This window comes from Anaerobacillus alkaliphilus (assembly GCF_004116265.1).
Lineage (GTDB): Bacteria > Bacillota > Bacilli > Bacillales > Anaerobacillaceae > Anaerobacillus > Anaerobacillus alkaliphilus.
The window spans coordinates 744,864-756,924 of sequence record NZ_QOUX01000046.1; the positions used below are offsets into that span (position 1 = coordinate 744,864).

Consider the following 12,061-nt stretch of genomic DNA (forward strand, 5'->3'; position numbering starts at 1 on the left):
TTTAATTGCCTCCTTTGTCATCCTTTATTTTTATCGCTTCTCGATTTACATCAATCGTAAAGTTTCCAATATATCTAGGCAAATAACGAAAACGTTCTTCAAGCTCTTGATCTTCTCTCTCATCAGTTACCTCTGAAACCGATAACTGCTGAAGTGTTGCTTTACCAACATACGTTGACTCGTTTAAGCGACTTAAATACGCCGCTGCCTCACGAGGAGAATCAAACTGAATGGTCACTGAAACCGTACCTTGGTCATTATATTGATAATTCATAAAAAAGCCACGCTGTGGTAGTAATGAGACAAAATGATTTAGTAGATAAACTGTAGAGATATGCTGACTCTCAATCCACTCTATTTTGTCTTGTAATTCTACTAGTATATCTGTTGGAGCTTCTTCTAGATTTGCTTGCTCGGCGATTTCCCGGAGCTTGATGACCATTTCGGTTTCATTTTGGATGGTAGCGAGACTCATTTTTTTACTATCATAAATAAAATACCCACTAATGAAAAAAACAAGGGCTGTTGCTAAGATTGTTGCTGTAATAATGATTGCTTTTAAACTTCGCTTTGGTTTTTGTGGAAGTAGATTAATATCAACAAGCATTCGTTACACCTCTTTTAAAAGCAAGCCAAGTGGTAAATGGTAACGATAAGGAATGCTTTCACCTTTTGTTAATTTAAACTCATCATCCGTTAAAGAAATGATGTTTATACTGGTCATTTCTGCTAGCTTCTCTTTAATATAATCTAAATAAGGGTGATCACCAGTAACTAAAATTTTCGTTACTTCAGCATTACCTTGATTTATCGAAAATTTATAAAAGTTGATGACACGTTCTATCTCTAAGAAGTTGTCTTGCAAATTGCCAGTCATCTTCTCGACGTTTTGACAATAAATCGCTAGATCTCCATTATCGTCTAATTTCTCTGACCACAAATTGTCAAGATCAACGATGTTTAAATGCCTCATAAACACCGGTTTATGCTGATGAAAAATGCTGAGATTAATAGAGTTAATAGAAACTTGCAGCAATAAAAGGTGTTCATTAGGTTTAGATAGGTCTAAATAATGATACAGCCGATAAGAGGCCAACGAAGATAAATCAGCAACTACTGGTTTTAACTGGACTGTCTCTAACAACTGCTCATATTCTAGTACCGTTTTTTCGGGCGAAGCAAAAAGTAATATCTCTTTTTTATCCTCTATTTCACCAAGTATGTGATAGTCAAAGATTGGATCCTCAAATGGCAAATGAATGGATGTGCCAATTTCAAAAAATAGATAGCCTTTTATTTCATCATCAGCAACGTCTTTAGGGATAGAAACCTTGCGAAACAGAACGGTCGAATCAGGTACAAGAAAATTAACGTTGCGTTTCTTGAGACCCCAGTTTTCAACGCATTCCTCTAAGATATTGATTAAACTGTCTCTATTGACAATCTTTCCATCACGAATAAGCCCAGCAGGAAGGTATCTTTCACCAAACTCCTTAATAGACTGAAGATTGTTCGCTTTACTATCAACGTAACGAATCACATGATCCTTTATGATGATATTTACTGGTGGTTTCTTACCAAAAAGAAATGCCATTCATTCTTCCCCCTAAAACATATACGTCTACTATATTATATCGCTTTTTATGAAAAGGTTAATAGTGTAAGATACCAGCCAATAACTTCCTGTCCAAAAAAATAAGCTATAAGAGCCCCAACAGCAATAAATGGACCAAAAGGAATTGGTTTCCCTCTTTTTACTTTTTTCAAAAGGATACCAACTAAACCAACAATTGAACCTAAAAAGGCTGCAAAAAACAAGGTCAAGAGTGTTGCTTGAAGACCTAAAGCAATTCCAAGCACTCCAAACAACTTGATATCTCCCCCGCCCATGCCACCTTTCGAAACAACAGCGATGGCGTAGAGAAGGAAAAAGCCAACGAAAGCACCGGCAATTGGACTCCACCACGGATCCATTGGCCCAAGTACTCTGCCTAAAATGAATAAAGGCAGGAAAAATAACAGGACACGGTCTGGAATAATCATATAATGAAGATCAGAAACAAAGATGATAATTAATAATGAAATAAGTAAAAGTGCGATAAGTAATTCGAATGACCAGCCAACAAAGATTGGCGAGATTGCAAACAATATACCTGTCGTTAATTCAAAAACAGGATAAATTGGTGATATCCTCGTTTTACAATGACGACATTTGCCACGAAAAGCTAGATATGAGAATACTGGAAAAAGGTCGATAAAACGAAGCCGCTCATTGCACGAAGGGCAATGAGACGGCGGTTTCAATATTGACTGACCTTTAGGTATTCGTAATCCAACTACGTTGTAAAATGACCCTAGGATGAGACCTAGGAGGAAAAGGTAGATGTGGAGTATGATTTCCATGGGATCAAGTCCTTTTAACTATCTAAGTTATTTAAATTTAACTATTTTACTTGTGTTCTATCTAAGCTAGCCTCTGCAACTGGATTATCACCATCTCTAACTCCTCGAGTACCATTAAATAATCTAACTGTGTATTCATACTGATTAGTAGTAGTATTTCTAGTAACCACAACGTAAGAAGCTCCTCGGTCATTTGCGCTTGTTCCGTATAAGGTTTTAGCATCTGTTGCATCTGCCATCATTGAATACGTTCCGTTATCAGGATCTTTTGGTAATTCAATGTAACCTTGCTTAACAAGATATCTAAGAGATATTTTTAATCCATCTGTATGATTTGCTTGAGTTTGCAATGCTTTCTCTGATGTCATCGCCAACTTGGCAGCACTTATCATTTGCGTAGCATTTGCCACATGCGCATCCTTCTTACTATTATCAATCAATCCCCCAACACTTGGTACTGCAATTGCAGCGATAATTCCTAAAATAACTACTACTACTAGTAACTCAATTAATGTTAAACCACGTTGATCTTTTAATCTTTTTAACATGTTAAATCCCTCGCTTTTTAAGTTTGTTAGTAAATATAAAAAAACCACTCACGATTACTCAATCCCTATCTGCAGTTTTAATTAGGAGGATATTTCTTATGATGTAAAATGATAGCTTGTCCTTCTATTTAACTGGTTTTAGCTCATGAATAATTGTAAACTGGCCGGTTGCACTACTAGCTCCAGATCATCAAAGTGCCCATATTGTAGATGATCTTTCTTCACTTCCAAGTCTATTGTACTACAAAAATTAGATACATTGTACTATTTTTCTACTATTTTCACTAAATTTCGGAATAGATTTGAAACATCGGTACCATGATCGCAATAACGATTGTACCAACGATGGCCGCTAAGAACACAATCATTAATGGCTCGATTAAAGACTTTAACCGATCAGTGGCATTTTCTACTTCTGTTTCATAAAAATCGGCGACTTTTGATAACATTTGATCTAGAGAACCTGTTTCTTCGCCAATCGCAATCATCTGAACAACTAAAGGTGGAAACACCCAATGATCTCGCATCGGCTCAGTTAATGGCAAACCGGCCTCTAATGATCTTCGTGATTTTTGCAATGTTCTTGCAATCACTTCATTTTCGACGACTTTCTCGACAATCGCAATTGCTTGTAAAATTGGTACAGAACTTGAAAATAATGAACTTAATGTTCGTGCCATTCGGGCCAGTGCTGCCTTTTGTAGCATTTTTCCGAAGATTGGCAGTCTAAGAATTGCAAAATCTAAATAGTATTTACTAGTTGGTTTGCTTTTGACTACTAGGAAGGCTACATAGAGCCCGATTGCTAGGATAATAAACAGCCACCAAGACGATTGAACAAACTCACTTGCACTTAAGACAAATACAGTAATTGCAGGTAATTCACCACCAAAGCTAAGCAACATATTAGCGAACGTTGGTACAACCGTTGTTAAGAGAAAGATCACAACAAATATCGCTATGAACCCAATAACTGTCGGATATGCCATCGCAGAGAATACCTTTTGCCTTGTTTGGTACTGCTTTTCAAAGTGATCAGCAAGACGTTCTAATGCTTCATCAATCGTTCCACTTGCTTCTCCAGCGCGCATCATATTAATAAACATCGGCGGAAAGATCTTTTTATGCTTTGCCGCACTATCTGAAAATGGATTTCCAGCGCGAATATCTTCCTCAACTTCTGCAAGTGCTTTCCTTAGGTATTTACTCTCCGTTTGCTTAGACAAAATATTCGTTGCATCAACTAAGGTGACACCTGCTTTTAACAGGGTTGAAAACTGTCGCAAATAAATGACAAAATCTTGGTATTTAACAGGGTTTCCGATGACTATATCTTTCCGGAAGACCGATTCCTTTACTTCCGAAATTTGAGTGACTGCAACACCACGTTCTCGTAATTTTGCTATTACATCTCGCTTCGTGTTGCCATTAATCATTCCTGTTTGCTTTTTTCCAGAACGAGTACGACCTTCAAATTGAAATTGTGCCATCTTACTGCTCCCTTTCTACTAGGTAAGGAGCTGCAACTTCTTTTGAGATCAACTCTTGCTGTATTAAGCTCTTGATCGACATTTCTAATGTATGCATCCCGTTTGCTTTACTTGTTTGCATAATATTATGGATTTGATGGATCTTTTCATTTCGGATTAAATTGGCAATCGCCGAGTTATTGATTAAAATTTCAGTTGCTGCACAACGTCCTGTTTTATCTATTGTTGGGAATAATCGTTGAGAGACGATCGCTTTTAATACAGACGCTAATTGAATTCGAATTTGCGGTTGTTGACTTGGCGGAAATACATCAATGACTCGGTCTATGGTTGCAGGAGCATCAGTTGTATGTAATGTTCCTAAAACTAAATGACCTGTTTCCGCTGCTGTAATGGCCGTACTAATCGTTTCTAAGTCGCGCATTTCTCCCACCAAAATGACATCAGGATCTTGTCTAAGTGCCGCTCTTAATGCATTGGCAAAATTATTCGTATCAAAGCCAACCTCGCGTTGGTTAATGATGCAATAATGGTGCTTATGCAAATATTCGATCGGATCTTCAAGTGTCATAATATGCTTTCTAGAAGTATGGTTTAAATAATCAATAATTGCTGCAAGCGTTGTAGACTTCCCACTTCCAGTTGGTCCTGTTACTAGGATTAACCCTTGGGGAATTGTCGCAACTTTCTTTAGTATTTCTGGCATATTTAATTCTTCTAACGATGGAATTTTGGTTGGAATTATTCGAATTGCCAAACTAACACATGAGCGTTGGTGATAGGCATTAATCCGAAAGCGCGAAACATTTGGAATTCCATAAGAAAAATCAATCTCACCACGATCTTTAAAGGTATCCTTTAATTGGTTAGAGAGTAAGGCCATGGCCATTTCTTCTGTATCGTTAGGCTTAAGGACTTCTTTGCCATATTGCTTTAAATCACCATTAATTCTCATGATTGGCGGAACTCCAACTGTTAAGTGAAGATCAGATGCCTTTAATTCAAAAGCTGCCTTCATTAATAGTTCAATTCGCTCTTTCATTTCTCCACCTACTCTCAGTAAAAAAATTACTCCGTAACAACACGAAGAATTTCCTCTGTTGTCGTCAATCCTTGTTTCACTTTGATTAAACCATCATCAACCAGAAAGATCGTACCTACCTTCATCGCATAATCACGAATTTCGTGAACGGGACGGTTGTTCATGATCATTTTCTGGATCGCATCATCAATGACCAAAATCTCATGAATTGCTAAACGTCCTTTGTAACCAGTCATATTACACGTTGGGCAACCTTTACCTTTATAGACTTTCTCAGCTTTAATACCACGCTTCGCAAAGATTTGGGTTTCCCGAACAGTAAGCTCTTGTTCTGTTTTGCAGTCACGACAAATTCGTCTAACTAGACGCTGAGCAACAATTCCTGTTACAGATGAAGCTACTAGAAACGGTTCAAGGCCCATATCAACTAATCTCGTAACTGTACTTATCGTATCATTCGTGTGTAATGTACTTAAGACTAGATGCCCAGTTAAAGATGCTCTTATGGAGATTTCAGCCGTCTCTTTATCTCGAATTTCTCCGACCATAACAACGTCCGGATCTTGACGAAGTATTGCACGTAATCCTTTAGCAAACGTCATTCCGACATTGGCATTTACTTGAATTTGATTTATACCTTCAAGTTGGTATTCAACCGGATCTTCTACAGTGATAATATTTACCTCTTCACTATTTAACTTGTTTAATGCTGCATATAGAGTCGAGGATTTCCCAGAGCCAGTTGGCCCTGTGATTAAAACAATCCCTGTTGGTCGTTTAATCATGCTCATAAAGCGTTGATAATTAATTTTGTTAAACCCGAGTTTATCAATATCATTTAAGGAATTCCCTAAATCTAAGATCCTCATTACTACTTTTTCACCATAAACCGTTGGAAGAGTAGAAACACGCAAATCAATTGGATGAAAATCAATCGAAGCCTTTATCCGTCCATCTTGAGGAACACGAGTTTCAGTAATGTTAAGGTTTGACATAATCTTAATTCGGGCAATGAGCATATTTTGCATGTGTTTTGGAAGTGTCCGTTCTGTCTTTAACACTCCATCAATTCGATACCTTATTGCGACTTTTGTCTCCTGAGCATCAAAGTGAATATCACTAGCCTTTTGTTGAACTGCTCGTTGTAGAATTTGATTGACTAATTTAACAATTGGTGAGTCTTCATTTGTGACCGTTTCTTCTTGCTCTTTTTCGATCTGTTTTGATTCCATTAACTCTTCCACAGAGTCATCAAAATCATAATACTTATTAATTGCCCGGAGGATATCATCTTTTGTCGCAATCGCAGCTTCAATCTGAAAACCAGTTGATAGCCGTAGATCATCTATGACGAAGAAATCCATAGGATCAGCCATTGCCACAAGAATTTTATCGCCTTCTTGTTTTAGTGGCATAATTAAATTTCTTGTTGCCGTATCTTTTGGAATAAATGAAGTCATTTTAGGATCAATAGGATAACGATATAAACTCACATGCGGTATTCCTAATTGGAACTCCAAGACTTCGATTAACTGTTGTTCCGTAATAAAGCCTTGTTGTAAGAGTGCGTCACCAAGCTTTTGCTTTTCTGTTTTTTCCTTTAAAGCCTGCTGCAACTGTTCCTCTGTAATTAGTCCCGCTTCTACTAATATATCACCTAGCCGTTTACGAACTTTTGACATGGTAATCCTCCAATTTAATACCCTTTAGTTTCTTCGCTCGAGTCAGTTTCAGAAGATTGTTCATCTACTTCTTTTCCCTCTGGCTCTTCCGCAATCTCACCAGTCTCATTTTCAATGTCAGAACCTGGGTTTGTTATGCCAAAATCGTATTGGTAATCAGAGGATAACGGTTCCTCTTTTTTTATTAAACTTCTAATTTCAATACGGTGAGCAGGTCGGTAAAAATCTTCTGAAATTAGCTCTGAAAATAGTAAACTATTATTAGAACTAAATGTCTTTCTTAGTACATTGACAGCAAATCCAGATTGTCCCGGGTTAACTATCTCCCGTTCTCCTTCAGCAACAAGTGCTGAAAACTGTAAAACCGTCTTTGGATCAAATGATTGTTCATTTTCTCTTTCAACACGGACTTTTGTTTCAAGAGGATAACCTACAATTACAAGGTGCATAAAGTCTGGATGTAGATTAATCTCGACTGTGTAAGGAATATAATTTGGATTATAAAATCTTAGGTCATTACTAGGGTATGAGACAAACGCTTCAAAACCTAACTCACTATAATCAGGTAAAGTTTGATCAATATGCCTTTCAACGATTTCAAAATTCGTTGAAAGAAGCGCTGTATACAAAGCAGTTGCCACTACATTCATTTCATATGACTGATTTTTGGCAGTATCAGCAACCATTGTAAAAAATGAGGTGGTTTGCCTTGGCTCTAGTATCGTTCCACTAACAGCGGTTGCCAACTGCTTTAACGTTTCACTATTAGTAAAATTAGCTATATAGGCTTCTGAAACAACCACTTTCTGATCCTGGTAGGTTGCTAAAATATAATCATGTATATTTACTTGAAGATCTTCTTGTTTAAGCGACCTAGCATAAGCTTGCAGATCATTATAGAGCAAGTCCAGATCGATTTTTTCAACAAGGTTAACGCTCGATAGTTGATGTAACATCTCATCTACCGTCCCCTCATTAATAGATACAAAGAGAGGAGCAATGTTGTTTGTTTTGGCATATTGAATTGAACCATCAATATCAAAGAAAAAAAGCGGTGCAGCAACATTTACACTAAGATTATCTTTATAGAGAAAAGAAACCGCATTGGTCGCTTTCCACCCTTCGGTTTCCTCTCTTAATACTTTCGTAGCCTCTTCAATCGTCATTTCTCCAATGGAAATGTTAGCAACTCTTGTATTTTTGTCAAGAAGAGTTGACGGTGGAAATACTGTGCTGTATGCAAAGCTTCCACCGTAGGTAAATCCAATCAATAGTGCAGTGCTGATAAAAAGAGTGATAAATGATACAGTTGTTGTCTTAATTAGTTGATTGGAAGTCAAAGGTATAGACCTCCTTACTCATTCTCAACATTCATTGATAATGACACCATACCAGAAGGACCATCATTGTGAACTGCCATAATTACATCCTTCGTTAAAACGGTTCCTTCTTTGATAAGTAGGTCGCCATTTTTACTGTAAATATCTTCAGTCACTTTCTTTCCTTCAAGTAAGGAAATTTGACGCTCCAAAAATGTTTGTGAAAGATCTTCTTCTTCACCCTCAAGCTCAGGAGTAAATTCTACTTCCTCATTTCGTTGTGAACCAGTATGAATTTCATCAACACTTGCCATAAAATACTGATCCGCATCTTCATTAACAATTAAAATGTCTTTTCCAAAAGTGAGAACTTGGTTTGATGACAAGAAAACATGCTCATTGTTGTAAGAAAGTTCTAACGAAACAATCGAACCATTATCATCGTTTACATATAACTCTGTTACTTGTCCTAATAATTGACCTTTTTTCGTCATCATTCTTGCGCCAATTACTTTTATATTTTTCGTTACCAACTGATTTGCAATTGGAATTTCAGTTAAATCAATAATATTCATTTCACTTTCAACAGTTAACGCATAGTCACCTACACCAATAACTTTTTTGAATGGTATTGCTTTTACACTAACCTGCCAATCTTCATGATGAATCGTAATAAAATCTACCGTACCTTGATCAGGGTTTACAACTAAAGACTTAACTGTTCCGAGTTCTTTACCATCGTTAATACTTATAATAGGTAATCCTATTATTTGTTTACTCGTTTTCATTAAACGTCACCACACCTATCTATTTTATCTTACAAATTTCTACACATCTTTGCTAATGAGCTTATTTTACCATGAAATTAGTCATAGTTTGTCATAAAACTTTTCTAAAAAGAACAAAATTTCCGCTTGAATGATTGGTTTATCACTGAAACGTTCATTTAAGCCCATTAATAATAGGGCTAATTTTTGATATTGCTTACTTTCAATATAGTAGTCACGAAGCAATGATGCAAAGGTATAATAATCCAAGTCATTTAAATCCTCATGAAGATGTTCTTGAATTAAACTTTCATATTCAGTAGCTGGGACTCTTGTTTTGTACCAAGCTAGCTGATCTAGAAGAGTTTCTTGTAGTTTGCGATTTAATTGCTTTTGAGAATGTTCCACTTTACGAATGACTTCTTCTACTTGTATTTCATCAACGAAAAAGTCTGTTTCATAAGGTACAGTTTCAACTAACTCATCTTCTCCACTAGTAGTGAGTGAGTAAACCTCATCTTTTACTAAGGGAACCGTAAAGTCTTCAACTAAATCCTCAATATCACTAAGTTCGGTAGTTGCAGCCACTTCTGCTAAAAGAACATCAAGTTCTAGATCGTCAACAATGGTGAAAGGTCTTATATTTCCATCTTCCTGTTCATCTACTGGAAATTCTTCTAAGTTTTCATTACTGTTCGAGACTTTAGCTTCAACTTCAAATGGTCCATTTGTTTCAGTTTCTTCAGAAACTTCATCTTCTAATTGGGCAAAAACGTCCATTCGAGCTTCAAGGAATTCATATGATTGTTCATCGTCGCTTTGATTAGTATCATCTTCAATTAGAGTTAATTGATCTTCATGAAGGATTTCTGCTTCATCCTTCGTTTCATTAAAATTACGTATTTCAATCTCTTCTAATAATTGATCGTTTTCTTCTATCTGTTCTTGAAGTCCTACAATGTCAATTTGGTTATTCTCCAAAAGTTCATTCGTTTCCTTAACTTGCCCTTCATCTATTAAATTTTCGAGGTAAGCCTTTACTGGGAGACTTTCTCCTTGTAATGTAGATAGTTTCTCGTCTTCAAGATTTTCTACCTGAGGGTTTTCATCTACAAATGGTTGAATGATCACCGTTTCATCAACAACATCAGATTGCACGAATCCTTCTTCTGAGCTTCTGTCGTCCTCTGGTTTAGTCGAACTGATGGCAAATACCTGTTTTTTTGTAAATATGTACGTTACTAAAAATAGTACTAAAAGCAGAATTAACACAGCTTGCCATAGATCAAAGATTTTCCTACTAACAATGAATAAGTTCGAAAAAATAATTGCCGATATTACATAGATTGTTTTTTGTAATAAGCCTTGTCCTAGAGGTAAGAAATAGAAGACTAAAAAAAGAATACCCCCGCCAATTAATGTCAAAATAACGTACTCCAAGTATACACCTCCAAATAACCACTATTTTCACTATTATTCGACACTATTGTATATTATTTTATTGTATAATAAAGTTACATATTTTGAAAGATGAGGTTTAATCATTTTATGGACAATTACTTAAAAAGTAAAGAAGGTTTCACATTACTCGAAGTGTTGTTGGCACTCGTCATTCTAGCCATCTTAATTGTTCCAGTTTTTAACTTCTTCATGCAATCGATGAACTACTCTAAGTATAATCAACAAAAAAATGTCGCCACTTATGCCGCAAGAAATGCACTAACTTATTTAGAAAATGTAGAGTTTGAGACTTACAAAACTTTTTATGAAACTATAAAAACAATGGATAATCTTACGAATGACGCCGTTGGAAATAAGATCATCACTTCTGAACTTCTGTGTGAAGGTAAAATTGATGCAGTTGAAAATATCTTTAACGTTGCAAAACTGCATCCAATTATTACTGATGATGGCCGACTTGCACCGGAAAATGATTTAGATAGTAAAACAAAATGTTTATCCTTTTTCAAACCCGAAATAAATGGGATCGAGTATTCCATCATCCTTCAGTTAAAGGATTTTGAGCCATCAATCGATAGTCCAATTGATGCCACTACTCTTCAAGATCTCCTTATTTCAGTTGAGGTTCATGCTACGTGGGTGAGCGGACTAAGAGAAAGAAAAACTGAAACATTGCGAGGTTTTATTAGTCATGAAAAAATCCGTTATAAATTATTTTAGTAACTCGAAAGGAATAACCCTAATTGAACTCCTTATTGCCCTATCTATATTTTCAGCTATCTCCGTTGTTCTTTATCCTGTCCTTACAAATGGTATAAAAAACTATCAAGCTATTAATAGTGAAGTACAGTTAAGAAGCGAAGCTGATTATATGGTTGGAAGGATCCTTAATGAAATCTACCTTTTCTTCCCTGACGCTGTTGAACAAGTAAGTGATCACAAAATCGTTATGAAACGGTCTTTCGATGGAGATAGCACTGGGGGATCAATCTCTAGGTATTCAGTTGAATATGGTATTATTGGAAACCCTAGAGTCAAAAAAAATGAAACATTAGTACTAGAGTTTAACAACAACAATCTACACTTAATTAAAATTGATGATCTAGCTAATGAAGAAACGATAAAACTTAATAGTGAAAACATCAAATTACTAACAAAAGAAAATCAATCGTTAGATCTTGAAGCAATGTTTGAAGATTATTCGAAAATTGAGTTGTTGGATTGTCCTACGGACCGCCCTTGTAAAAATGGGTCATTAAAGATTACGTTAGTTTTAGACTTTGTCCAACTCGAAGGAAAGAGAAACGATCCAATGAAGTTAGAAAGTACTTTTGGTTTTTAGGAGTGAC

Annotated in this window: 12 protein-coding genes and 1 riboswitch; of the genes, 2 read left to right on the top strand and 10 right to left on the bottom strand. The window is 36.1% G+C overall.

Going from position 1 to position 12,061, the window contains the following annotated elements; translation table 11 throughout:
- Position 1 precedes the first annotated feature (1 nt).
- The 10 genes from DS745_RS18880 to DS745_RS18925 all read right to left on the bottom strand — a co-directional run bounded on the left by DS745_RS18880 (position 2) and on the right by DS745_RS18925 (position 10,691).
- Positions 2 to 607, bottom strand: a complete 606-nt coding sequence (locus DS745_RS18880) for a hypothetical protein (protein WP_129079767.1) — start codon at positions 605 to 607, stop codon at positions 2 to 4.
- A 3-nt stretch (positions 608 to 610) separates the two neighbouring features.
- Positions 611 to 1,594, bottom strand: a complete 984-nt coding sequence (pilM, locus tag DS745_RS18885; RefSeq protein WP_129079768.1) for a type IV pilus biogenesis protein PilM — start codon at positions 1,592 to 1,594, stop codon at positions 611 to 613.
- A 47-nt stretch (positions 1,595 to 1,641) separates the two neighbouring features.
- Positions 1,642 to 2,403, bottom strand: coding sequence for a prepilin peptidase (locus DS745_RS18890; RefSeq protein ID WP_129079769.1), 762 nt, complete (start codon positions 2,401 to 2,403; stop codon positions 1,642 to 1,644).
- 41 nt (positions 2,404 to 2,444) lie between these two features.
- Positions 2,445 to 2,951, bottom strand: a complete 507-nt coding sequence (locus DS745_RS18895; protein WP_129079770.1) for a type II secretion system protein — start codon at positions 2,949 to 2,951, stop codon at positions 2,445 to 2,447.
- Positions 2,952 to 3,105: 154 nt separating this feature from the next.
- Positions 3,106 to 3,189: riboswitch (cyclic di-GMP riboswitch) on the bottom strand.
- 46 nt (positions 3,190 to 3,235) lie between these two features.
- A complete protein-coding gene (locus DS745_RS18900; protein WP_129079771.1) occupies positions 3,236 to 4,441 on the bottom strand; it encodes a type II secretion system F family protein in 1,206 nt (401 codons plus the stop codon).
- Position 4,442: 1 nt separating this feature from the next.
- The gene (locus DS745_RS18905) at positions 4,443 to 5,483 is read right to left on the bottom strand and encodes a type IV pilus twitching motility protein PilT (protein ID WP_129079772.1); all 1,041 of its coding nucleotides are present in this window, start codon (positions 5,481 to 5,483) and stop codon (positions 4,443 to 4,445) included.
- 26 nt (positions 5,484 to 5,509) lie between these two features.
- A complete protein-coding gene (locus tag DS745_RS18910) occupies positions 5,510 to 7,165 on the bottom strand; it encodes a GspE/PulE family protein (protein ID WP_129079773.1) in 1,656 nt (551 codons plus the stop codon).
- A 14-nt stretch (positions 7,166 to 7,179) separates the two neighbouring features.
- Entirely contained in the window at positions 7,180 to 8,505 is a 1,326-nt protein-coding gene (locus tag DS745_RS18915; RefSeq protein ID WP_129079774.1) for a VanW family protein, read from the bottom strand.
- Positions 8,506 to 8,519: 14 nt separating this feature from the next.
- Complete coding sequence (locus tag DS745_RS18920) at positions 8,520 to 9,272, bottom strand: PRC-barrel domain-containing protein (RefSeq protein ID WP_129079775.1); 753 nt, start codon at positions 9,270 to 9,272, stop codon at positions 8,520 to 8,522.
- 81 nt (positions 9,273 to 9,353) lie between these two features.
- Positions 9,354 to 10,691 (bottom strand): TIGR04086 family membrane protein, encoded by a 1,338-nt coding sequence (locus DS745_RS18925; RefSeq protein WP_129079776.1) that lies wholly within the window; start codon positions 10,689 to 10,691, stop codon positions 9,354 to 9,356.
- A gap of 108 nt (positions 10,692 to 10,799) precedes the next feature.
- Between DS745_RS18925 and DS745_RS18930 the strand changes: the two genes are divergently transcribed.
- Both DS745_RS18930 and DS745_RS18935 read left to right on the top strand, forming a co-directional pair.
- Positions 10,800 to 11,432, top strand: a complete 633-nt coding sequence (locus DS745_RS18930) for a prepilin-type N-terminal cleavage/methylation domain-containing protein (RefSeq protein WP_161568317.1) — start codon at positions 10,800 to 10,802, stop codon at positions 11,430 to 11,432.
- Positions 11,404 to 12,054, top strand: a complete 651-nt coding sequence (locus DS745_RS18935) for a PulJ/GspJ family protein (protein ID WP_129079778.1) — start codon at positions 11,404 to 11,406, stop codon at positions 12,052 to 12,054. The genes DS745_RS18930 and DS745_RS18935 overlap by 29 nt, the downstream gene beginning before the upstream one ends.
- Positions 12,055 to 12,061 lie beyond the last annotated feature (7 nt).